The 22,913-nt window shown below is 53.6% G+C and carries 18 protein-coding genes; 13 read left to right on the top strand and 5 right to left on the bottom strand.

Annotation, left to right across the window (positions count from 1 at the left end):
• Positions 1 to 8 precede the first annotated feature (8 nt).
• Positions 9 to 602, top strand: a complete 594-nt coding sequence (locus PY990_RS02310; RefSeq protein ID WP_275270228.1) for a TetR/AcrR family transcriptional regulator — start codon at positions 9 to 11, stop codon at positions 600 to 602.
• An 83-nt stretch (positions 603 to 685) separates the two neighbouring features.
• Here the strand turns inward: PY990_RS02310 and PY990_RS02305 are convergent, their stop codons facing one another.
• From PY990_RS02305 to PY990_RS02290, 4 genes are all read right to left on the bottom strand, one after another.
• Entirely contained in the window at positions 686 to 1,447 is a 762-nt protein-coding gene (locus tag PY990_RS02305) for a hypothetical protein (protein ID WP_275270227.1), read from the bottom strand.
• A gap of 140 nt (positions 1,448 to 1,587) precedes the next feature.
• Positions 1,588 to 3,369, bottom strand: coding sequence for an acyclic terpene utilization AtuA family protein (locus PY990_RS02300; RefSeq protein ID WP_275270226.1), 1,782 nt, complete (start codon positions 3,367 to 3,369; stop codon positions 1,588 to 1,590).
• Positions 3,370 to 3,441: 72 nt separating this feature from the next.
• Entirely contained in the window at positions 3,442 to 4,320 is an 879-nt protein-coding gene (locus PY990_RS02295) for a Fic family protein (RefSeq protein WP_275270225.1), read from the bottom strand.
• 334 nt (positions 4,321 to 4,654) lie between these two features.
• Positions 4,655 to 5,077, bottom strand: coding sequence for an Lrp/AsnC family transcriptional regulator (locus tag PY990_RS02290; RefSeq protein ID WP_275270224.1), 423 nt, complete (start codon positions 5,075 to 5,077; stop codon positions 4,655 to 4,657).
• 137 nt (positions 5,078 to 5,214) lie between these two features.
• Between PY990_RS02290 and PY990_RS02285 the strand changes: the two genes are divergently transcribed.
• From PY990_RS02285 to pdeM, 5 genes are all read left to right on the top strand, one after another.
• A complete protein-coding gene (locus PY990_RS02285) occupies positions 5,215 to 6,243 on the top strand; it encodes an ornithine cyclodeaminase (RefSeq protein WP_275270223.1) in 1,029 nt (342 codons plus the stop codon).
• Positions 6,240 to 7,178 (top strand): arginase, encoded by a 939-nt coding sequence (gene rocF / locus PY990_RS02280; protein ID WP_275270222.1) that lies wholly within the window; start codon positions 6,240 to 6,242, stop codon positions 7,176 to 7,178. Before PY990_RS02285 ends, rocF begins: the two co-directional genes overlap by 4 nt.
• On the top strand, positions 7,138 to 10,548 hold the full coding sequence (putA, locus tag PY990_RS02275; protein WP_275270221.1) for a bifunctional proline dehydrogenase/L-glutamate gamma-semialdehyde dehydrogenase PutA: 3,411 nt from the start codon (positions 7,138 to 7,140) through the stop codon (positions 10,546 to 10,548). Before rocF ends, putA begins: the two co-directional genes overlap by 41 nt.
• 41 nt (positions 10,549 to 10,589) lie before the next feature.
• On the top strand, positions 10,590 to 13,229 hold the full coding sequence (locus PY990_RS02270; RefSeq protein WP_275270220.1) for a ligase-associated DNA damage response DEXH box helicase: 2,640 nt from the start codon (positions 10,590 to 10,592) through the stop codon (positions 13,227 to 13,229).
• A gap of 71 nt (positions 13,230 to 13,300) precedes the next feature.
• Positions 13,301 to 13,915 carry a ligase-associated DNA damage response endonuclease PdeM gene (gene pdeM / locus PY990_RS02265; protein WP_275270219.1) on the top strand — a complete coding sequence of 205 codons (615 nt, stop codon included), beginning with the start codon at positions 13,301 to 13,303 and terminating at the stop codon, positions 13,913 to 13,915.
• A gap of 43 nt (positions 13,916 to 13,958) precedes the next feature.
• Here the strand turns inward: pdeM and PY990_RS02260 are convergent, their stop codons facing one another.
• The gene (locus PY990_RS02260; protein ID WP_275270218.1) at positions 13,959 to 14,411 is read right to left on the bottom strand and encodes a DoxX family protein; all 453 of its coding nucleotides are present in this window, start codon (positions 14,409 to 14,411) and stop codon (positions 13,959 to 13,961) included.
• A 227-nt stretch (positions 14,412 to 14,638) separates the two neighbouring features.
• On the opposite strand from PY990_RS02260, the gene PY990_RS02255 reads away from it, so the two are divergent.
• The 7 genes from PY990_RS02255 to PY990_RS02225 all read left to right on the top strand — a co-directional run bounded on the left by PY990_RS02255 (position 14,639) and on the right by PY990_RS02225 (position 22,859).
• On the top strand, positions 14,639 to 15,253 hold the full coding sequence (locus tag PY990_RS02255) for a TetR/AcrR family transcriptional regulator (protein WP_105028137.1): 615 nt from the start codon (positions 14,639 to 14,641) through the stop codon (positions 15,251 to 15,253).
• Between the two features lie 17 nt (positions 15,254 to 15,270).
• On the top strand, positions 15,271 to 17,061 hold the full coding sequence (locus PY990_RS02250) for an acyl-CoA dehydrogenase C-terminal domain-containing protein (protein ID WP_105028138.1): 1,791 nt from the start codon (positions 15,271 to 15,273) through the stop codon (positions 17,059 to 17,061).
• A gap of 76 nt (positions 17,062 to 17,137) precedes the next feature.
• Positions 17,138 to 19,543, top strand: coding sequence for a 3-hydroxyacyl-CoA dehydrogenase/enoyl-CoA hydratase family protein (locus tag PY990_RS02245; protein ID WP_275270217.1), 2,406 nt, complete (start codon positions 17,138 to 17,140; stop codon positions 19,541 to 19,543).
• 11 nt (positions 19,544 to 19,554) lie between these two features.
• Positions 19,555 to 20,754: an acetyl-CoA C-acyltransferase gene (locus tag PY990_RS02240; protein ID WP_105028140.1), complete on the top strand. Its 1,200-nt coding sequence runs from the start codon at positions 19,555 to 19,557 to the stop codon at positions 20,752 to 20,754.
• A gap of 88 nt (positions 20,755 to 20,842) precedes the next feature.
• On the top strand, positions 20,843 to 21,610 hold the full coding sequence (locus tag PY990_RS02235) for an enoyl-CoA hydratase (RefSeq protein WP_105029786.1): 768 nt from the start codon (positions 20,843 to 20,845) through the stop codon (positions 21,608 to 21,610).
• A 24-nt stretch (positions 21,611 to 21,634) separates the two neighbouring features.
• Entirely contained in the window at positions 21,635 to 22,435 is an 801-nt protein-coding gene (locus PY990_RS02230; RefSeq protein ID WP_275270216.1) for an acyl-CoA thioesterase, read from the top strand.
• A 79-nt stretch (positions 22,436 to 22,514) separates the two neighbouring features.
• Positions 22,515 to 22,859 carry a DUF2845 domain-containing protein gene (locus PY990_RS02225; RefSeq protein ID WP_105028142.1) on the top strand — a complete coding sequence of 115 codons (345 nt, stop codon included), beginning with the start codon at positions 22,515 to 22,517 and terminating at the stop codon, positions 22,857 to 22,859.
• The last annotated feature ends 54 nt before the right edge of the window (positions 22,860 to 22,913 follow it).

The following is a 22,913-nucleotide window of genomic DNA, read 5'->3' as shown; positions in this document are numbered from 1 at the left end:
ACTGGGTTGTGGCTAGAGTATTGAAAGAACAAAAACACGATGACGGGCGGCGTGGCGACATTGTTCGTGCAGCCGCGAAGCTGTTTCGCGACAAGGGCTACGATGGTGCCAGCATGCGGGCCATTGCCAATGCGGTCGGTATGCAGTGCGGCAGCCCCTTTTATCACTTTGCCAGCAAGCAAGATATTTTGGTGGCGGTGGTTGAGGAAGGCTTGCGCCAGGGGCTTGAAAAAACCCGTGCTGTCGTCAAGCCCAACTTGCCGGCCGATGCGCAGTTTCGTGCCCTAGTGAAAGTGCACCTCAGCATTATTCTCGAAGACGGCAATGACTTCATTCCAGTGATGCTTTACAACTGGCGTTGCCTGGACGAGGTACATCAGCGCAGGCTGATTGCAACCAAAGATGAATACGACGCCATTTGGCAAAATGCTGTGAACGGCTTGCACAATGCAGGTTTTCTGGGTGGGGACACCAAGTTTGCGCGCTTGATGGTATTGGGTGCCATGAACTTCATGGTGACTTGGTACAAGCCCAAGAAGGGCGACAACCTGGACACGCTCTCAGACAAAGTGGTGGCTTTCTTTCTATCCCAACACGCTTAATATTTGCTGAACTCAATTTCACTGAACCAAAAACCCTTGCTGATGACTATCACCAGCAAGGGCTCTCAGCGCTTCGCTTGCGATTAACGCAGCAAGCCTGTCAATGAAGCTGGGCGGGAAGCAATCACGTTTTGGATCAGGCTTGAAGTCATGGCAGTAATTGCGCCCAACTGGCCCGCATTCATCATGCTGGCTGTTGCGCTCATATTGCCAGCCATCGATGCTGTAGCCAAGCCCGCGATATCCATTGAACCAGTGTTGGACATGTCCGCCGCCATTGAGGTACCCGAAGTTTTGTCGGCCACGTTTTGCACCGTGCCGAACACACCACCGGCAACACCTTCAACCACTGTGCCTGCTGTTTGATAAACGCTGTCTACCTTGTTCATCATCTGGGCACTTTGGCCTCCGCCCAGCTCAATTGTCGCGCTTACGCTTGCGCTGGCTGACGCTGTTGCCTTGCCGGCATTGTCTTGACCTGCTTCGGCAGATTCACCCACGTTGTCACCTGTAGAGGCTGTTTGGTCGCCTGCCTCGGGTTTTTCCATTTCCGGGGCTTCAGCGGTTGGGGCTGGTTCGTTGGTGGGTGTGGGTTCAGCCACTGGTGTCGGCTGTGGTGTTGCTTCAGGAGCAGGTTGGGCTGCGGGAGGTTGCTGGCGCTGGAACAGGCTGACCTTGATTTCACCTTGTGCCTGACCTTGGGCAGAAGCCTGCTGACCTGAATGTGCGGCTGCGAACAAAGCACCCCAGCCGTTCAGGGTAGCAATGTCAGAAGCCTGAGCTGTCATGGGCATTGCGAAAGAGGAAGCGATGGCTGCAACGATTGCGATCTGTTTAACTTGCATGGTGTTCTCCTGTGTGTTGGATGTAGTAGGCGCTTTCTGGATCTCGCCTCACACTTTCACTAACGGAGACACCGTGTAGGAAAAAGATAACTAGCTAGGGGGTCCGCCCAACGTGGTGTACCCCTTCAAACAGGTGAAGATTATTCGGTAATTTTCATGTTCAGCAACACTTGGGCCATGCCCTTGCCCAGTGGGTCGTTTCTCATCGAGGTCATGCCACCACCATCGAGTGCTTCTTTCATAACGAGATTAAAGGCTTGAACTTGAGGTAGCTCGAAAGTGTGAACCTCACCTTTCACCAAGTGAGCCAAGTGATTTTTTACATTCTCGGGACGCAGTAAATGCCGCAGCACGGGCCAATACTCCAGCTTTCTGGCCACAATGCCCACGTTGCTGGTGTCGCCTTTGTCGCCGCTGCGGCCGTGTGCAATTTCAATCAAGCGTTTGCCCAATAGCTCGCGGGGCACGGTTACTTCGCCAAATGACTGTTCATTAGTCGGGCGGGTTTCAGCGCGTGCCTTGGGGTGTTCCGGTTCTTGGTATTGAATGTTTTCACCGCCTACCTGAACAATCGCAGTTTGCATGTTTTTTGGCACAAAGCAGCTGAACATTTTTACCAAGGGCGTTACATTGGGGCGTCCCATACCAAAGTTGCCACTGGTACCCGGCGCATAGCTGGTGCCTGCCGGGGCAATTTCACGAGAGAAAATTGTTGCAGCTTTCTTGTCGCTGTGCGTAATTGCGATGCGCATCATGGCTTCGTGACCCAACCGTACCTGGGCATGTGGGCCCAAATCGGTTTCACTGCCAATGATTTCTATTGACGTGCTTGTGTAGTCTGCCAAACCTTGGCGCTTGAACATGGCGCGTGTGCGTTCCAGAATGGTTTCGCCTGTGCGCTTTGCCTTGGCATGCGCATCAAACCCCACAATCGACAGCATGCCAATACACCGAAAACCTTCTGGATATGTGGCACACACTTTGTACAATTCGCTGGGTGCTTTGCCAGTGGCTCCATAAATCCGTACCCGGTTCGGGCCGGTTTCTTCAATGTTCACTGTGGTGAAGTCGCACACCACATCGGGCAGGGCATAGTTGGCCGGGTCATGAATTTCGTAAAGCAATTGCTCGGTGGCCACGGCTTTGTTCACCAAGCCGCCTGTACCTTCCGGTTTGCTCAACTCAAAGCTTCCATCCGCAGCCACTTCCACAATCGGGTAACCAATGTTGGCCCAGTCAGGCACTTGTTGCCAATCTGTGAACAGCCCGCCGGTGGCCTGTGCGCCGCACTCCACTATGTGACCTGCCAGGCTGCCCTGCGCAAGCGGGTTCAAGTCTGTGGTTTGCCACTTGAATTCATGCACCAGTGCGCCCAACACCATGGCACTGTCGACCACACGGCCGGTAATCACAATGTCAGCGCCGGCATCCAGTGCAGCTGCAATAGGAAAAGCACCCAAGTAGGCATTGGCTGTCAGAAAAAATGGCGGTGCAGCCTGGCTTGAATGTTGGTCTCGCAATTCAACGCCATCCTTGCGCAGTTGGCCAAGGGTGCCTGTTGCGTCATCGCCGCTGACCACGCCAATTCGAATGGTGTGGCCAGCCTCTATCATGGCTTGCTGCAAGGCCGCTGCACAACCGGCAGGGTTAAGCCCGCCTGCGTTCGCGATAATCTTGATGCCTTTGGATTTGGCCGCGGGCAGGGTCTTCTTCATCAGGTCAATGAAGTCGAGTGCATATCCGTGCTCCGGGTTTTTCATGCGCATGCCCGCCATGATGGCCAGGGTCAGTTCCGCAAGGTAATCGTAGGTGATGTACTGTATTCCCGGAACCTTCAGCAGTTGTTCAGTGCCCAGGCTACTGTCGCCCCAAAAGCCGCAGGCGCCGCCGATTTTGATGGTGTTTGGGGTTGGCATGCTCATGGTCACTTGTTAATGATTTTGGGAAGTCCATCATAGCAAAGCCATTTGTAATAAATCAAACGATCGTTTGAATTAATCAAATTGTTGGTAGCTTCTTTGCAGTGCATCCATCATCAAATTTGCTGCACTGGTTGTGTTGTGGTTCATGTCAGGCGCAATCCTCGGGAACACCATTATGTTTTTGCTTTCATCGTCAAAGCAAGCGGGTAATAGTCCTGATCTCAGCAGGACAAAATCAGCAATCAGGCGGCAGGTTCTGCCGTTGCCATCCGAGAAAGGATGAATTGAAATTCCTTTCATGGCGGTTTTTGCCGCCAGCAAAATCGGGTTGACATTGCCCAGGTTCAATTCTTCGGCCACTTCGTTGCACAAGGTGTTCAATTCGGTGTTAACCATTGAGCCGGGTACTGCAAGGCGGCTTGGGTGAGGGTCGGTGCTGCCTTTGGCGTCACAGGGTCCAACCCACACATTGTTCAGTTGCCTTACTTTCCCACCCGTACTGTTGTGAATTTCTTGCATCAGCACCGTATTGATTCGAATGAACAAATTGCGAATGGCCTGCGGCGTTGCAGGTTCCCTGCGCTTGGCGGTTTCGTGGACGATGGTGCTGGCCAGATCCCAATTCGCCAAGGCGACGTTGTGGTGTGCATTTCGATGTTTCAGTGTTTCTGAACCACCACGGCGAAGCGGGGCAAGCTGTTCCAGGTGCGAGGGTTGAACTTGCGGTATCTGAGTCTTGAACTGTTGAAGTTTTTGATCCGCCAGGCAAATCACGATTGGGTTCACTGGCTGATTGAAAATGTAGTCCAAATTGCGTTTCATGGCTGCATCATCTTGCCCTGAGGTAACAAGGTGCAGGCGTGCGTCAAGTAGTGGAATTTCATCTAGCCCAGCCTTTTTGCAGTCTGGTGCGGGCGGTTTGGTGTAGTGTGTTTTCAGGCTGCTTGGCACAAATCCATCACCCAGCTTTTCTTTTGTTATTACTTTAGGCCACTTGCCGTCGGCCGTTTTTATTGCACGTGAGCTCGATAGCTCGGATTGATTGGGTAATTGACACCGGTTCGCCAACAAACCAGGAAGGGACAATCTAGCAATTGTGTTCGCTGCGCTTGAAACTGAAGGCATGTGTTGTGTTGAAGCTTCCTCGGAAGCAGAGGGTTCCTCAACCGCTTTTGCGTCGCAGACAGCAATTTGGTTTGCCTTGAACATAAGTCAGGTCGCGAGGATGGATATTGTAGTGAGTTGACAAAATCCAAGCTTGGTTCCGCGATTGTCTGCAAATTACTCAGCTTTTGTAGCTTGATAGATGAATGCTGGTCTCGGTGTTACTGATGCCCTTGATGAGTCGAATTCGTTCCAAAATTCCGGACAGCCCGGTCAGGTTTTCTGCCTGCAACTCGACCAGTAAGTCCCATCGTCCATTGGTGCTGTGAATGGCGGTTACCCCAGGTTCCCCGAGCAACTTCGCCAGCACCGTGCGGCTGTCATTGCCTTCAATCAAAATACTCATCCAGGCGACAATCAGATTGGGTGTTGTGTCAGGCCGCAATTTGACACTGTAGCCCACGATCACGCCTGAGCTCTCCAGCTTGTTGATTCGATTGGTCACTGTGCCGCGGGACACTTTCAGATGGTGGGCCAACGCCGCGATGCTTAACCTGGCATTGGTACGGAGCAGTCCCAAAAGTTGGCGATCTAAAGCATCCATGCTATCGAAGTGTAGGTTGATGCTGTCATTGTGCAAGAAAATTGCCATTTTGTAAGCAAATTGTGTGCTTTTGATTGCCTTCACTGGGCAGCACAATGGTGTTTCTACTTGCAATTCAGCAGGTGAGGGAGTATGCGATGCGCACCTTATTCCTGAGCGCGCAAGGCGCGGCAACACTGATTTCACGGACTGGCCTGGCCCACTGTATTCGGGGAATGGTTAACGAGATTGATCACGATTTCAAGCGCTGGGAGCAGTTTGACAAGTCGGCGCGCCTGGCGAGTCATTCTGCACAGGGCGTGATTGAAATCATGCCAATCAGTGATGGACAAACCTATGGTTTCAAATATGTCAACGGGCATCCCAACAATCACCGGCATGAATTGCCCACGGTCATGGCCTTTGGTGTTCTCGCGCGTGTAGAAACCGGCCTGCCGGAGTTTGTCAGTGAATTGACGTTGATCACCGCGTTGCGCACTGCCGCGACTTCTGCACTCGCAGCACGGCACATGGCCAATCCAGCAGTGCGCTGCATGGCGCTGATTGGCAATGGTGCGCAAAGCGAGTTTCAGGCCGTTGCATTTCACGAACTGCTCGGAATTGACACGTTTTATTTGTACGACACCGATTTTTCGGCGACAGAAAAACTGGCCAATCATTTGTATGAACTCGGCTTGAAGACTATATTGTGCAAAAGTGTCCCGGAAGCTGTACGTGAGGTTGACGTGATCACCACTGCCACAGCCGCAAAAACCCATGCCAGCGTGTTGACCAAAAACATGCTCAGGCCAGGCGTTCACATCAATGCCATCGGCGGCGACTGCCCCGGCAAAACTGAGCTTCACCCCGATATTCTTCGCGACGCCCGCGTATTTGTTGAATATGAACCGCAAACGCGGATTGAGGGTGAGATCCAGCAAATGCCCAAGGATTTTCCAGTGACGGAGTTGTGGGAAGTGCTGACCGGTTTTGCGCTTGGGCGTACAGCGCCGGATCAAATCACCGTGTTTGACTCGGTGGGTTTTGCGCTCGAAGATTTTTCCGCGATGCGTTACATGCACAGGTTGGCGCTTGCACAGGGTGAACTTGAATCACTGTCCTTGATCCCTGAACTGCCGGATCCCAAGAACTTGTACAGTTGTTTGAAACACGGGGAGGTCGCATGATTTCACTGATCGGTGCCCCGTGCGATGCCGGCGCAAATATGGCTGGTGCTGCACTGGGTCCTTGTGCACTAAGGCGTGCCGGTGTTCAGCAGGGTTTGCAAAAAATCGGTTGCAAAGTGATTGACCGCGGCGATCTGAAAATACAGACATCTGAACCGTATGTCGAGGTGCAGGGGTATCGGAATTTTCATGAAGTACTGGCATGGAATCGGGCAGTGTATGCCGCAGTGGCCGCAGCATTGAATGTTGGCGATATTCCCGTATTGCTGGGTGGCGATCATTCGCTGGCCATGGGGTCAATCAGTGCGGTGGCATCGAATTGCCAACGTCAGAACAAAGAACTGCGGGTGTTGTGGCTGGATGCGCATGCTGACTTCAATACGGCCAATACTTCGATCACCGGCAATATGCATGGCATGCCATTGACCGCGCTGTGTGGTCAGGGACCTTCTGAGTTGACCGAGCTTGCCGGGTTCTCCCCAGCCTTGCGCGCTTCTCAAATTCGATTATTGGGTGTGCGTTCTGTTGACCCCGAGGAGCGCCGCGCGGTGCGCCGCGCGGCTTTGCCCATGGTTACCATGAGGCACATACAAGGGCGTGGAATTATTCAGGCCATGAATATTGCACTGAGCGACATTGAGCCAGGTACTCATTTGCACGTGAGCTTCGATGTGGATTGCCTTGACCCCTTGGTGTTACCCGGCGTGAGTACACCGGAAGACGGTGGCTTGCAGCTTGATTCGCTTCGATATTGCATGGCGCGCATTGCTCAAACCGGTTGTGTTGGGTCGGTCGATCTGGTTGAGTTAAACCCTGCCGCAGACCCCACTGGCAGCAGTGCGCAGCGTGCAGTGGAGTTGCTGACAGTTCTTCTGAATCCGCATTGGGAGCGGCATGTGCAGCGTTCGTTTGACTGGGCTGAACATGCAGGCTGAGCTGGACCGTTTGCGCACTGAAATAGATGCACTGACTCGGGTGGATGAAACACAGCGAGTGCGCAACCTGCTTGAACAATGCGATTGGCCTGACACCGGGTTTGATGTCATCAAACAGGCCGCACTCGGGCATGTAAAGCGTTTATATGAGGTGCAAAAACACCGTGCAGGCGTCCACCAGTGGATGGCGGAGTATCGCTTGTCCACCCAGGAGGGCGTTGCGCTGATGTGTCTTGCCGAGGCTCTGTTGCGAATTCCGGATACCCAAACACGCGATGATTTGATTCGCGACAAATTAAGCCATGCGAATTGGGCGGCTCACTTGGGGAACAGCACGTCCCTGTTTGTGAATGCAGGCACCTGGGGTTTGTTCATGGCCGGTCATTGGATTCAAATTCCAGATGACAACACCCTGTACTCCACCCTTCGGCGCTTGATCGCACATAGCACTGAAGGCCTCGTTCGTGCTGCGGTGGAACAGGCGGTGAAATTCATGGGGCAGCAGTTTGTTGCTGCCCAAAACATTGAGGAGGCTTTGCGCAGCAGCCGTGCGAAATCCTCGCAGGGCTTTACCTATTCCTTCGACATGCTGGGGGAAGCGGCTTTGTGTGAAGCGGACGCGCAGGCTTACTTCAGCAGCTACTTGCATGCAATCCATGTGATTGGACAAAGTAATTCCAAAGGCGTAATCGACGGTCACGGTATTTCTGTGAAGTTGTCGGCATTGCACCCGCGATACACCGTGTGGCAAGAACAACGCGTACAAGCCGAACTGTACCCGCGGCTTTACGCACTGGCACTTTCAGCCAAGCAGCACAACATTGCATTCAATGTGGATGCAGAGGAAAGCGAGCGTCTCGAATTATCACTCGACCTGTTCACACGCTTGGCCTTCGAGCCTGAATTAAAGCGCTGGAATGGTCTTGGGTTGGCGGTTCAGGCCTATCAAACCCGAGCAACAGCTGTGGTTCGATTTGTCGCTGCACTGGCACGCGCCAGTGAACGGATTATCCAGGTTCGATTGGTCAAAGGTGCATATTGGGACAGTGAAATCAAGCGTTGCCAAATACAGGGTTTGGCACATTTCCCGGTGTTTACCCAGAAGGTTCACACCGATCTTTCATACCTGTGTTGTGCGGAGCTGATGTTGCGCAATGCCGATTTCATTTACCCACAATTTGCCACCCACAACGCGCATACGTACGCCGCTGTTCAGCACATGGCCGAGCAACTGAATGTGCGGCAGTTCGAGATGCAGTGTTTGCATGGCATGGGTGAGGGGCTTTACAGCCGTGCCAGAATTTATGCGCCTGTGGGCACTCACCAAACATTGCTTCCCTACCTGGTGCGCCGTTTGCTGGAAAATGGCGCCAACACCTCGTTCGTTAATCAGATGGTGGATCCGAATGTGGACGTGAATGAACTGCTGGAACACCCGGTTCTCACCTTGCGTAGGCATGGCGTTCAAGCCAACCCTGCCTGCGTACCTGCACCGAATTTGTTTGGTGCCAATCGCCTGAACTCAAGCGGGCTAGATTTGTATTGCAAACGCACTGTGCAGCAACTTCATCAAGCCGTAGGTAGCGGAACCTTTGCGGATTTGGAACCCTTGGCTTACAACACACATGGGCAGGTGCAATCCGCATTGGGTGTTGCTTTTCGATCGCGCAGCACGGGTGGCGACTGGTTTGAGAAAGGGCCAGAACACTGGGCGACTGTCTTGTTGCAAGCAGCGGAGCTGCTCGAGAGTCATCAGCTTCCATTGATTAACCTGCTGGTTCACGAAGCCAGAAAAACCATCCCCAATGCCCACATGGAAGTGCGCGAAGCCGTTGATTTTTGCCGCTACTATGCAGCCCAGGTTTCCACCTTGCGTGCATCGCAATCCGAATCAACACCGCGCCTTGCGGTGTGCATCAGCCCCTGGAATTTTCCTTTGGCCATTTTTATGGGGCAGGTGGTGGGTGCACTGGCCAGTGGGCACGTGGTGGTGGCCAAGCCCGCCGAGCAAACGCCGCACATTGCATGTTATGCAGCAACGCTGTTGCACAAGGCAGGCGTGCCTGTGGAGGTGTTGCAGCTGGTCTATGGCGATTGGGAAGTGGGTTCCTGGCTATGCAGTTATCCTGCAGTGGATACCGTCTTGTTCACGGGCTCTAATGCGGCGGCCAAGCACATTCACGCCAGTTTGTTGAATCGTGACTGTTTGCAAAGCCTCCCCTTGCTGATTGCTGAAACAGGCGGACAAAATGCCATGGTGGTTGACTCTTCGGCATTGCTTGAACAAGTGGTCGGGGATGCGCTTGAATCGGCTTTTGGAAGTGCGGGGCAGCGTTGTTCGGCACTGCGGGTGCTGTGTGTGCAAGAGGATATTGCCGACAGCCTCATCGCTCTTCTAAAAGCCGCAATGCAGGAGCTACAGGTGGGTGACCCTGCATTTTTTTCCACCGATCTTGGACCCCTGATTGATCGAGACGCATGGCAAGCAGTGAATACCCACATTGAAAACATGAACGCAAATGGATTTCCCGTGTTCCGGGCGGAACGCGTGGATCTCTGCGTCGCGGGTCACTTTGCGGTGCCGACCCTGATCGAACTACAGCACTTGTATGAACTGCAGCAAGAGGTGTTTGGCCCGGTACTGCATGTCTTGCGTTTCAAGGTCGACCACTTGCCCGCCTTGCTTCATGAATTGAATGCTACCGGTTACGCCCTTACTTTTGGCATTCACAGCCGCATTCAATCCACCATCGATCTGGTTTGCAACACCACGCAAGCTGGCAACGTGTATGTGAACCGAAACATGGTAGGTGCTGTGGTGGGTAGCCAGCCATTTGGTGGGCATGGCAAATCGGGAACCGGGCCCAAGGCAGGTGGCCCGCATTATTTGCCTACCTTGATGCGCCTGCCTCAGCTTAAGAATATGCAGGACCAAGAATTGCACGGCCCCACAGGTGAACAAAACCTTTACCGCTGCCGACCCCGTGGCCGGATTTGGTGCACTGCACAGGACCTTACTTTGCTTGAACAACAAATTGACGCGGTGCTGAGCACCGGGAATGTGCCGGTTTGTGAGCTCGCAGACGATGACCGAAACCCACATTTGATCGCGAATGCCGAGGTGTTGTCTGAAATTGATCTTGGCAATATCAACCTGGTAATTTGTCACCCGGAAAACACAGAAATCTTGAAAAGGGTGTGCAATCTCCTGGCAAAACACCCGGGAACAATCATTCCTCTGGTGTTGGCCGATGAGCATGGCGTTTATCCAGATTACAGGCTGGTTTGTGAGCAGGTGCTGTCAATTAACACCGCAGCCATCGGTGGTAACTTGACGCTGCTTGCGGATGATCATCAGGGTTCGCATTAACCATGGCACAATCGGGAACCGGATCATCAATGCAGTAAAACATGTCTGAATTTCGAGGTATTCCGCCAGGCCCCAATGTGGGTACGCAGCTCAAAGCCCTGCGTCGAAAAAAGAAAGCGGCCGACAGGGCAGTAAATTTGGTACCAGCCACTGTAGGTCAAGCTCCCGAAGTCGTTCTTCAGGCGAATAGGCCGCCGTTGTCAGAACTCACCCTGGCCAATCTTCAGGAGTGGTTCGACGCACAAGGCTGGCAGCCTTTCGAGTATCAATTGCAGGTGTGGAAGGCATTTCAGAAAGGCCACAGCGGCTTGCTTCATGCCACCACCGGCGCTGGTAAAACCCTGGCGGTGTGGCTGGGTGCCTTGCTTCGGCTGGCACAACTTCCCAAGCCAAGGGGTGCGGCAACCCGTGTCATGTGGATAACACCCATGCGCGCTTTGGCTGCTGACAGCACCAAGGCTTTGCATCAATCGCTGTCAGCCTTGGTGGGTGATTGCGATGTGGCCTTGCAAACCGGCGACACCGATTCAGCCGCGCGAGCAGCGATTTTGCGCAACCCCCCTTTCGCTTTGGTTACCACGCCTGAAAGTCTGACCCTGATGTTCACGCGCGCCAGCAGCCAGCCCAACTTGAGCAAACTGCAAGTGTTGGTGGTCGATGAATGGCATGAACTGATCGGCAACAAACGTGGTGTGCAACTGCAGTTGGCCATCGCACGCCTGGCCCGAATTAACCCGGGCCTGCAGGTGTGGGGGTTAAGCGCTACTTTGGGTAACTTACCTGTGGCCATGGATGTGCTGCTGCATCCGGTTAAAAACCACGGTAAGTGCACATTGGTTCAAGGCAAACTGCCCAAACAACTGATGATCGACAGTTTGATTCCTGACACCTTTGAGCGTTTTCCCTGGGGCGGGCATTTGGGCTTGAATCAGCTTGAGTTTGTGGCGCGGGAAATCGACCAGTCTGCATCTACCCTCGTATTCACCAACACACGTTCCCAAGCGGAAATTTGGTATCAGGCTTTGCTCGAAGCCCGGCCCGACTACGCCGGTTTACTGGCCTTGCACCACGGCTCACTCGATAAAACCGTGCGCGATTGGGTTGAGCAGGGATTAAAAAACGGCAGCCTGAAGGCTGTGGTGTGTACTTCATCGCTTGATCTGGGCGTCGATTTTCTACCCGTAGAACGCGTGATTCAAATTGGTTCGCCCAAAGGCGTTGCCCGTCTGCTCCAACGTGCAGGTCGTTCCGGGCACGCGCCCGGCAGGCCCTCCCGAATTACCGTGGTGCCTACCCATGCGCTTGAATTGGTCGAGGCCGCCGCTGCCCGCCATGCTGCCCAGCAAAAACAGATTGAATCGCGTTTCAGCCCATTGGCCCCACTGGACGTGTTGGTGCAGCACCTGGTGACTGTGGCCATGGGCACTGGATTTAAACCCGATGAATTGTTTGCCGAAGTGCGCACCACAAGTGCCTATGAAAATTTGAGCCGCTCCCAGTTTGATTGGGCCTTGGCTTTTGTAGAGAAGGGAGGCGAAAGCCTGGCTGCGTATCCGGACTATCAAAGGGTGGCCGCCGATGAGGAAGGTATTTACCGCGTGCCCCGGCGTGACATTGCGCGCAGGCATGCCATGTCGGTGGGTACCATTGTCTCCGACTCAGCGATGCATGTGGCGTGGATGACTGGCGGGCGCCTTGGCACCATTGAAGAAGGATTCATCGCACGCTTGAAGACCGGCGATTGTTTCAGTTTTGCAGGTCGCGTGCTCGAACTGGTGAAGGTGCGTGACATGACTGCCTATGTGCGCAAAGCCGACCGCAAAAAAGCCACGGTGCCGCAGTGGCAGGGCGGTAAAATGCCCTTGAGTAGTGAACTTGCGCACGCCTCCCTGCAAATGCTGGAGCTGGCGCACCAGGCTATTTCTTCCGGGAAAAAGACCACTTTGCCCGAGCTGCGCGCACTTGAGAGTTTGTTGGCCTTGCAAATGCGCTGGAGTGCTTTGCCCAATACTGGCAACTTGCTGATTGAAGCGCTGCACAGCAAAGAAGGTCACCACCTGTTTGTATATCCGTTTGAAGGACGAACTGTTCACATTGGCTTGGCCAGTCTTCTGGCCTGGCGTGCCTCGCGGAACAAGCCGGGCACGTTTTCAATTGCCATGAACGATTACGGGTTTGAACTGTTGAGTGCGGAACCCGTGAACTGGCATGAATGGATTGCGGGCAGCCTTGCACAAGCCCCGTTGTTTTCTACGGAGAATCTTTTCGAGGACGTGCTGGCTTGTCTCAACGCCTCTGAACTCGCCCAGCGACGTTTCCGTGAGATTGCCAGAATCGCGGGTTTGGTTTTTCAAGGCTTCCCCGGGGCGGGAAAAAGTGCAAAGCAGTTACAAGCCTCCAGCGGTTTGTTTTTCGAGGTGTTCAAAAAACACGATCAAAATAATTTGTTGCTGGACCAGGCCCAGCGTGAGGCGCTTGAACAAGAACTTGATTTGAAACGAATGGAGGCAGCGCTTTGTGCAATTCACGGCAAAACTTTGGTGTTCAAGTCGATTGATCGCCCAACACCTTTTGCGTTTCCCTTGCTGATTGAGCGGTTGCGCGAAACCGTTAGCACGGAAAAGCTCAGCGATCGTGTGGCAAGAATGGTGGCCGAGCTAGAGAAAGCAGCTCAGGTTTAACAGATTTCAAAATTACAATTCAGGTCATCTTCACCGTGCATTTGTTGTCAGCAAACTCTTCAGTACATTCAATGGAAACACCTTTTGGCGCACTTCAACTGTCGCGCCACAAAACGGCGTTTTCACCCGCACACAAGGCGCTTTTTGTCGCCGATGTTCATTTGGGCAAAGCCGCTACCTTTCGCAGCCTGGGTGTGCCTGTGCCTGCGGGGACCACTCAAGAGAATCTGGATAAGCTCTCAGAATGTATCGCAGAATTCAATCCACTTTCGGTGTATTTTCTGGGCGATTTGTTGCACGCAAAAATGGCGCACAACCCCGACTTGCTCAGCAAACTGATGGCTTGGCGCGTCCAGCACGCAAACCTGACCATGACGTTGATTCGCGGCAATCATGACAGCAGGGCGGGTGATCCGCCTGCAAGTTTGAACATTTCGGTGGTGGAGGAGCCTTTCATGCTGGGTGGGTTTGCCTTGTGCCATCACCCACAGACCGTGCAAGATGCTTTGGTGCTTGCCGGGCATGAGCACCCAGTCGTGGTACTGAATGGAAAAGGTAGAAGCCGAGCCCGATTGCCATGCTTCTACCTGAAAAGCGATCAGCTCATACTGCCTTCATTTGGTGCTTTCACCGGCGGTTATGCAGTCAATCCCCAGGCCAGCGAAGCAGTATTTCCAGTGGTGTGAACAGTGGGCCCTTCAGCCCACTGATTTGCCACTTGATTGTTCTTTATTTGCCTTTGCTCAAGCCAAGTGTGCCACCACCCAAAGCCACAACCATTAGCAGGCCACCAGCCACACTCACGTTTTTCATGAACATCAGTTGCTGCACAAATGCCTGTTCAGCAGGCATGGCCCAGTAGTTGTGAAACAAAACCGAGGCAGCCAGGGTGAAGCCGGCCAGCAGCAACGCTGCAATTCGTACCTGAAAGCCGACAATCAAAGCCAGCCCCGCGCCAATTTCAACCGCAATGGTCAGCACAGTCAGTACTTCTGGAAAAGGCAGACCCACAGAACCGATGTACCCGGCGGTGCCCTCGAACCCTCCGATTTTGTCGAAGCCCGCCAGAACAAACATGGTAGCCAGTAGAACCCGGCCAATCAGGGCAATGGTTGAGGCTGATGAGTTAAAGGCATTGTCCAGAACATTCGTGCTTGCGTGTGTTGTGTTTGCTGTAGTCATTTCAATTCTCCGTATTGGGTTTGCGATTCACTGAATCGATGAGCGAATCATGCGCGTTCAATTGCTAAAAATCGAGTGACCTTTTTTGCAGTAATCATTCAAATAATTTGAATAATATTTCGTGGATAATGATGCCCTAGAGGAATTTCTCTAACCTGGCCCATTCCCATTTTGCCGAAGAAATAGCGTACACTCATAAAAAAACGAACGTTCGGTCTATTTTCTATATGCGCAAAGGTGAACAAACCCGAGCCGCCATTGTTGAGGCGGCGCTTGAAATCGCGTCCACACAGGGACTCGAGGGTTTGACCATTGGTTCTATCGCAGAAAAAATGGCCATGAGCAAAAGCGGCGTATTCGCCCACTTCGGTTCGCGAGAAGAACTTCAAATTGCCGTACTTCAAGAGTACGAGACCCAATTCATCAACGCCGTGTTGTTTCCCTGTTTGAAAGAGCCCCGCGGATTGCCCCGTTTGCGTGCAATTTTCATGCGTTGGCTTGACCGGATCGGCAAGGAAATCGACAGTGGTTGCATCTATATTTCAGGCGCGACAGAATACGATGACAGGCCAGGGGCGGTTCGCGATGTCCTGGTGAAAATGCATCGCGACTGGCAAAAAGAAATGCACCGTGCCACGGCACAGGCCATCGAAGAAAATCATTTACCGGCCAATCAGGCCCATGCGGACCAACTCGTATTCGAGATGGTCGGCCTGATTCTGGCAGCCCACCAGCAAGGTCGCCTTATGGGTGATTCTTCGTCTGTGAAGCGGGCCCGCCAAGGCTTTGAACGCATGATTCAGCATTACCAGCAAACCCCGTCAGAAATTCTGAGCCAGTAGTACCAGGAGACACTTCAATGAGCCAATACACGCCCCCAATCCGCGACATGCAATTCGTACTGCACGAAATGTTGAACGCAGAAGCTACTTTCAAAAGCATTCCCGCCTTTGAAGAAATTGACGCAGACACGGTGAATCAGATCATCGAAGAAGGCGGCAAATTCTGCGCGGAAGTGTTGCAGCCCCTGAACGCCGTGGGCGATTCAGAAGGTTGTACTTTGAACAAGGCCGACCATTCACTGAAAACACCGACAGGCTTCAAAGAAGCCTATCAGCAGTTTGTGGAAGCCGGTTGGGCCTCGCTAAGCTGCGACCCCAATTACGGTGGTCAGGGCTTGCCAGTGACTGTGAACCAGGCTTTCTATGAAATGATGAACAGTGCCAACCAGGCCTGGACCATGTACCCCGGCTTGACGCACGGCGCTTACGATTGCTTGCACGAGCATGGCAGTCAGGAACAGAAAGATTTGTACCTGCCCAAGCTGACCAGCGGCGAATGGACCGGCACCATGTGCCTGACCGAACCACACTGCGGTACCGACCTTGGCATGCTGCGCAGCAAAGCCGAACCTCAGGCTGATGGCAGCTACAAAATTACCGGTGCGAAAATTTTCATCAGCTCGGGTGAACATGACATGGCCGAGAACATCATTCACTTGGTGTTGGCCCGCTTGCCCGATGCACCCGTTGGCACCAAGGGCATTTCCCTGTTCCTGGTACCGAAATTCATTCCCAATGCCGATGGCTCGCTGGGTGCGCGCAACCCGATTTTCTGTGGCGCTATTGAACACAAAATGGGTATTCACGGCAATGCTACTTGTCAGATGAACCTGGACGGCGCAACCGGCTGGCTGATTGGTCAACCCCACCGCGGCTTGGCGGCCATGTTCGTGATGATGAACGCAGCCCGCCTGGGCGTGGGCATGCAGTCACTGGGCCTGACCGAAGTGGCTTACCAAAACGCGGTGGTGTATGCGAAAGACCGTATTCAAAGCCGTTCGCTGACAGGCCCGAAGGCAAGCGACAAGCCAGCAGACCCCATCATCGTTCACCCCGATGTGCGCAAAATGCTGTTGACCACCCGCGCGTATGCTGAAGGTGGCCGCGCATTGTGCATGTGGACTGCGCTGGAACTGGACAAAGAACTGAACCACCCCGATGAAGCAGTTCGCAAGGAAGCTTCTGACATGGTTGCTCTGGCTACACCAATCGTGAAAGCCTTCATCACCGACAACGCCTGGGAAGCCACTTCACACTGTATGCAAGTGTACGGCGGCCACGGTTACATCGCCGAGTGGGGCATGGAACAATACGTTCGCGACAGCCGCATCAACATGATTTATGAAGGCACCAACACCATTCAGTCACTGGACCTGCTGGGTCGCAAGGTGCTGGGCGACGGTGGTGCCAAGCTGATGAAGTTCGGCAAAATGGTGCGTGCGCTGTGCGAATCAGAAGCCAACAACCCAGCCATGAAAGAGTTCATTGAACCCCTGGCTGATTTGGGCGACAAGGTCAGCAAGCTGACCATGGAAATTGGTGGCAAGGCCATGCAAAACCCCGATGAAGTGGGCGCTGCTGCCGTGGATTACCTGCGCGTTGTGGGTCATCTGTTCTACGCTTACTTCTTCGCCAAAGCTGCAAAAATCGCGCTGGAAAAACAAGCCAGTGGCGACAAGTTCTACACCGCCAAGTTGCACACAGCCCGTTTCTACTTCCAGAAAATGCTGCCTGAGACCGCCATGCTGATTCGCAAAGCGCGCGCAGGTTCCAGCAGCCTGATGGAAATGGAAGCTGACCTGTTCTAAGAAACCTGTCCCGTAGTACCCCGCAGCCTGCAATCGGCTGCGGGCGTTCAAACCAATTAACTCGAAGGAGACACGCGTGTCCAATTTCATCGTTCGCAAAGTCGCCGTGCTCGGCGCTGGCGTGATGGGCGCACAAATTGCTGCCCACTGTGCCAATGCCAAAGTGCCTGTGGTGCTGTTTGATTTGCCAGCCAAGGAAGGCCCCAAGAATGGCATCGTAGACAAAGCCATTCTGAACCTGACCAAACTGAAGCCTGCACCGTTTGGCGCGAAAGACGTTGCGCAATATGTGCAAGCCGCCAACTACGAAGAGCACCTGGAATTGCTGCAGGGCTGCGACCTGGTGATTGAAGCCATTGCCGAACGTATGGACTGGAAACACGACCTGTACAAAAAAGTCGCACCGCACATCAATGCCACTGCAATTTTTGCCACCAACACATCGGGCTTGAGCATTTCCAAACTCAGCGAAGGTTTTGATGCAGAACTCAAGAGCCGCTTCTGTGGCGTTCACTTCTTCAACCCGCCTCGCTACATGCACCTGTGTGAACTCATTCCTTTGAGCACCACACGTCAGGACATTCTGGACAATCTGGAAACCTTCCTGACAACCACCTTGGGCAAGGGCATTATTACTGCGAAAGACACGCCCAACTTCGTGGCCAACCGCGTGGGCGTGGCCGGCATGCTGGCCACCATGGCTGAAGCAGCGAAGTATGGTATTCCATTCGACATCGTGGACCAACTGACCGGTTCCAAACTGGGTCGCGCGAAATCCGCCACCTTCCGCACCGCCGACGTGGTGGGTCTGGACACCATGGGCCACGTGATTGCAACCATGCAAAACACACTGCCCAACGACCCGTTTGCACCCAGCTACGCAACACCTGCCGTGTTGAAAACACTAGTTGAAAAAGGCGCGCTCGGCCAGAAAACCAAGGGCGGTTTCTTCAAGAAAGAAGGCAAGCAGATCATGGTGTTCGATGCGAACTCCAGCAGCTATGTGCCATCTGAAGGCAAGGCCGATGAAGCTGTATTGAAAATTCTGAAGAACCGCAACGTGGCTGAACGCATGGCTGCGCTGCGTGCTTCCGAGCATCCACAGGCCAAATTCCTGTGGGCGATTTTCCGCGACGCATTTCACTACATCGCATTCCATTTGAACGATATTGCTGACACTGCACGTGAAGTGGATTTCAGTTTGCGCTGGGGTTACGGCTGGACCGAAGGTCCATTCGAAACCTGGCAAGCCGCTGGCTGGAAGCAAGTTGCTGAGTGGGTGAAGGCCGACATCGATGCAGGCGAAGCCTTGTGCAACGCACCGCTGCCCGCCTGGGTTTTTGAAGGCCCGGTGGCCGACAACGGCGGCGTGTATAGCACCGCTGGCGCATTCAGCCCAGCGACCAATTCATTCGTACCCCGCAAAGATTTGCCGGTGTACCAGCGCCAAATCTTCCGCGCCAAAGTATTGGGCGAAACAACTGTGACTGGCCACAACGGTGGCACCACCATCAAAGAAAACGATGCAGTTCGCATTTGGACCGCACCCGGCCATGATGATGTGTTGATCTTGTCGATCAAAACCAAAATGCACGCCATTGGTCCAGATGTAATCACTGGCACCCATGAAGCCATCGCCTTGGCTGAAAAAAGCTACAAAGGCCTGGTGCTGTGGAGCCCGGATGAGCCCTTCTCCGCAGGCGCTGACCTGCAAGCCATGTTGCCTGCATTCATGCAGGGCGGCGGCAAGGCCATTGAACCCATGGTGGCAGAATTCCAGAAAGGCACTGCTGCGCTGAAATATGCACAGGTACCCACCGTGGCCGCTGTAACTGGCCTCGCCTTGGGTGGTGGTTGCGAATTCGCAATTCACTGTGCCGCACGCGTTGCAAACCTGGAAAGCTACATGGGTTTGGTGGAAGTGGGCGTTGGCCTGATTCCCGGCGGTGGTGGCTTGAAGGAAATTGCGATCAACGCTGGTTTGGCTGCTCAAAAAGCAGGTTCATCCGATGTATTGGCTTTCCTGAAAGACGGCTTCATGACCGCAGCCACCGCCAAGGTGGGCACATCGGCCATGGAATGTCGCGACCTTGGTTTCATCAAGGAATCGGACACCATCGTATTCAACAGCCATGAACTGCTGTACGTCGCCATTTCTCGCGCCCGTGCCATGTTCGACGGCGGCTATCGTCCACCTCACAAAATCAAGGGTGTACCCGCCGCAGGCAAATCAGGCTACGCCACGATCAAGGCACAGCTGGTGAACATGCGCGACGGTGGTTTCATTTCCGCTTACGACTTCCATTTGGGCTGCGTAATCGCCGAAGTGGTGTGCGGTGGCGAAATTGAAACTGGCTCTTTGGTGGATGAAGAGTGGTTCCTGAATCTGGAACGCAAGCACTTCGTGAAGTTGCTCGACAACCCCAAGACACAAGAACGAATCATGGGCATGCTGCAAACCGGCAAGCCCGTACGTAACTAAGGAGAGCAAACATGGCTCAAACTTGTAAAGATGTTTACATCGTCGCAGCAACGCGCACCCCAATCGGCAAGGCCCCCCGTGGCGTGTTTAAAGACACCCGCCCCGACGACCTGCTGGTGCACGCCATTGCTAGCGCAATGGCCCAAGTGCCAACGCTCGACCCTGCTTCAATCAACGATGCAATCGTAGGTTGCGCCTTCCCCGAAGGCGAGCAGGGCATGAACATGGCCCGTATCGCTGTGTTGCTGGCAGGCCTGCCCAACACGGTAGGTGGCGTTACCATCAACCGCTTCTGCGCATCAGGCATTACAGCAGTTTCAATGGCTGCCAACGCCATTGCCATGGGCGAAGCTGAGGTGATGATTGCTGCTGGTGCGGAAAGCATGAGCATGGTGCCAATGAGCGGCAACAAGCCAAGCTTCAACAATGCAATTTTCCAGAAAGACGAGAACCTGGGCATTGCCTATGGCATGGGCATGACTGCTGAGAAAGTTGCGCAGCAGTGGGGCATCAGCCGCGACGCGCAAGACGAATTCGCACTGAACAGCCACAAAAAAGCAATCGCTGCCCAACAGGCTGGCGAGTTCAATGATGAAATTACACCGTTCACCGTGGTCAAGGCCTCGCCCGATTTGTCCACTGGCGAAATCAAAACCAGCAGCAAGGTAGTAGGTCTGGACGAAGGCCCCCGTGCCGATTCATCGATTGAGGGCTTGACTAAACTCAAGCCTGTATTCGCTGCGAAGGGATCAGTGACCGCCGGTAACAGCTCGCAAATGAGTGATGGTGCTGGTGCCTTGATTCTGGCTTCTGAAGAAGCTGTGAAGCGCTACAACCTCACTCCCTTGGCCAAGTGGCGCGGTTTTGCCGTGCGTGGTGTGCCCCCCGAAATCATGGGTATTGGCCCCAAGGAAGCAATTCCTGCCGTGTTGAAAACTGCTGGCCTGAAAGCCAGCGACATCGACTGGTTTGAATTGAACGAGGCGTTTGCCGCGCAATCCTTGGCCGTCATGAAAGACCTGGAACTGGACCCTGCCAAGGTGAACCCCATGGGCGGCGCAATCGCCTTGGGCCACCCACTGGGTGCAACCGGTGCAATTCGCGCAGCCACTGTAGTGCATGCACTGCGCCGGCACAACCTGAAATACGGTATGGTGACCATGTGTATCGGTACCGGCATGGGTGCAGCAGGCATCTTCGAACGCGTGTAATTTCTGCGCGAATCAAAGCGGGTGTGGGTGCAAACCTTCACCCGTTTTTTTTGAGTTTTTACAACAAAAAAAGACAGGGAATACGGCAGTGGACATTCAAACAGAAATCAGCAATGGCTTGATGACCATCACCATCAATCGGCCAGAACGCAAAAACTCATTTACCAACGCCATGTACACCGCGCTGGCTGACGCGTTTCGCGATGCCACGCACAGCAGTGGCGTGAAAGTGGTGTTGCTCAAAGGCCATGAAGGCTGTTTCTCTGCGGGCAACGATCTGGGCGATTTTCTGAACAACCCACCCACCGATCTCGATGCGCCTGTGTTTCGATTTCTGCGAATGATCTCCGTGTTCCCCAAGCCTGTGGTAGCACAGGTGCAAGGTTTGGCCATTGGTATCGGCACCACCGTATTGCTGCACTGTGATTTGGTGTATGCAGCAAGCACTGCAAAATTTTCCATGCCTTTTGTGAAATTGGGCTTGTGCCCGGAAGCGGCTTCCAGCTTGTTGTTGCCCATTTCTGCGGGCTACCAGAAAGCGGCTGAATTGCTCTTGTTGGGCGATATTTTCACCGCTTTGAAAGCCTACGACACCGGCATTGTTTCCGATGTGCTTGAACCAGAGGCATTGGCGGCACATGTGCAAGCGCAAGTGAAAAAACTGCTCGACCTGCCACTCACAAGCCTGTTGACCACCAAGCGTTTGATGAAGTCGGCCAACAAAACTGCTGTGGCCGAGAAAATGGCCGAAGAAGGGCACCTGTTCATGAGCATGATTCCACAAGCCCCCGCACAAGAGGCATTCAAGGCGTTTGGTGAAAAGCGTGCCCCAAATTTCAAGCAATTCGAAAACTAATTCAATACGCACCATAGGCTCAGCATGACCGTTGCACTTTCAGAAATTCTGTCCAGCCGCCGCCTGAGCGGTGATACCGTTACCTTCACCGCCACCGAGGACTGGATGCAAGGCCGAACCATGTTCGGTGGTTTTTTGTCAGCTCTTGCCGTGGTCGCCATGCGTGACACGCTTGGCATAGACATGCCTTTGCGTGCCCTGCAGACCAATTTCGTGGGCCCTGTGCCCGCTGGCGATGTGGTGTATCGCACGCGTTTGCTCCGGCAGGGCAAAAGTGTCAGCCAGGTGCAATGCGAAATATACAGCGACGAAACTTTGGCGGGTTTGGTGGTTGGCGTATTCGGGGCACCGCGTGAATCTGCGTTGCCTGTGCTAACACCGGAACACAAGCCTCTGCCCAAAAAAGTTGAAGAATTACCGGCATTGCCTTTCATACCCAAAATCACGCCCAACTTTTTGCAGCATGTCGAAATGCGCTGGGCCATCGGCAGCATTCCCTACATGGGCAACCCGTTTTGGGAAAGTGGTATCTACATCCGTGCCACAGACAAAAACCTGAGTCCCGAGGTGTTGATTGTGATGCTCAGTGATGGCCCGCCCACACCTTGCCTTAGCCACTTTAAAGGGCCTGTCATGGCCAGTTCGGTTAGTTGGTCACTTGAATTGCCACCCATTCCTGCCAACATCGACAGCGAGGGTTGGTTCCAAATCGACATGGAAACCAAAGCCGGATCTGATGGTTACGTGAATCAAAGCGCCAAGCTGTGGACCCCGAATGGTCAACTGGCATCGCTGGGCTATCAGGTGGTAGCGGTTTACGGCTAAGCCTTCTCGGTTGATTGTGCTATTCACTGAACTTTCGTTTTTTCCAGGCTGTCGAATTCACGAAGGAGACAGTTGAACCATGAAACATGCACTGCTCACAATCGGAATGTTTGCCCTGTTTTGTCTGATTTCACCGGCAAAAGCAGAGGCCTTGCGGTGCACCCAGGGCAGTGCCTATGAGGGTGACAGCAGGGTCTCTGTGCTCTACAAATGCGGGCAACCCGCTTTGAAAGATACTTTTTGTGATCCAGTGTATTTTCCCGGTACCCTGCAACCGGTTCCCTCTCCGTTTGCGCAATCGCTGGTACCTTGCCTGCCCGTAGAAGTGTGGGTGTACGACAGGGGGCAGGGTAATTTGATTGCCACCGTACGCTTTCGGGGGGGCGTGGTTCAGTCCATTTCATATGGGCGACAACCCGAATAAATCAATCGAATTATTTTGTTAACACATCAGGTTCGGCTCGCGCCGACCGTCTTG

The organism is Limnobacter olei, from assembly GCF_029087225.1.
In the GTDB taxonomy this organism is placed as follows: Bacteria; Pseudomonadota; Gammaproteobacteria; order Burkholderiales; family Burkholderiaceae_B; genus Limnobacter; species Limnobacter olei.
The sequence above is the reverse complement of the archived record's forward strand: the minus strand, read 5'-3'. Positions and strand labels throughout refer to the sequence as shown.

What these genes read in the sequence shown, in the direction of transcription:
- PY990_RS02305 (WP_275270227.1), bottom strand. Translation starts at nt 1,447, where the DNA reads ATGCAAGTTAAACAGATCGCAATCGTTGCAGCCATCGCTTCCTCTTTC.
- PY990_RS02300 (WP_275270226.1), bottom strand. Translation starts at nt 3,369, where the DNA reads ATGAGCATGCCAACCCCAAACACCATCAAAATCGGCGGCGCCTGCGGC.
- PY990_RS02290 (WP_275270224.1), bottom strand. Translation starts at nt 5,077, where the DNA reads ATGGATGCTTTAGATCGCCAACTTTTGGGACTGCTCCGTACCAATGCC.
- PY990_RS02285 (WP_275270223.1), top strand. Translation starts at nt 5,215, where the DNA reads ATGCGCACCTTATTCCTGAGCGCGCAAGGCGCGGCAACACTGATTTCA.
- rocF (WP_275270222.1), top strand. Translation starts at nt 6,240, where the DNA reads ATGATTTCACTGATCGGTGCCCCGTGCGATGCCGGCGCAAATATGGCT.
- putA (WP_275270221.1), top strand. Translation starts at nt 7,138, where the DNA reads ATGTGCAGCGTTCGTTTGACTGGGCTGAACATGCAGGCTGAGCTGGAC.
- PY990_RS02270 (WP_275270220.1), top strand. Translation starts at nt 10,590, where the DNA reads ATGTCTGAATTTCGAGGTATTCCGCCAGGCCCCAATGTGGGTACGCAG.
- pdeM (WP_275270219.1), top strand. Translation starts at nt 13,301, where the DNA reads ATGGAAACACCTTTTGGCGCACTTCAACTGTCGCGCCACAAAACGGCG.
- PY990_RS02260 (WP_275270218.1), bottom strand. Translation starts at nt 14,411, where the DNA reads ATGACTACAGCAAACACAACACACGCAAGCACGAATGTTCTGGACAAT.
- PY990_RS02255 (WP_105028137.1), top strand. Translation starts at nt 14,639, where the DNA reads ATGCGCAAAGGTGAACAAACCCGAGCCGCCATTGTTGAGGCGGCGCTT.
- PY990_RS02250 (WP_105028138.1), top strand. Translation starts at nt 15,271, where the DNA reads ATGAGCCAATACACGCCCCCAATCCGCGACATGCAATTCGTACTGCAC.
- PY990_RS02240 (WP_105028140.1), top strand. Translation starts at nt 19,555, where the DNA reads ATGGCTCAAACTTGTAAAGATGTTTACATCGTCGCAGCAACGCGCACC.
- PY990_RS02230 (WP_275270216.1), top strand. Translation starts at nt 21,635, where the DNA reads ATGACCGTTGCACTTTCAGAAATTCTGTCCAGCCGCCGCCTGAGCGGT.
- PY990_RS02225 (WP_105028142.1), top strand. Translation starts at nt 22,515, where the DNA reads ATGAAACATGCACTGCTCACAATCGGAATGTTTGCCCTGTTTTGTCTG.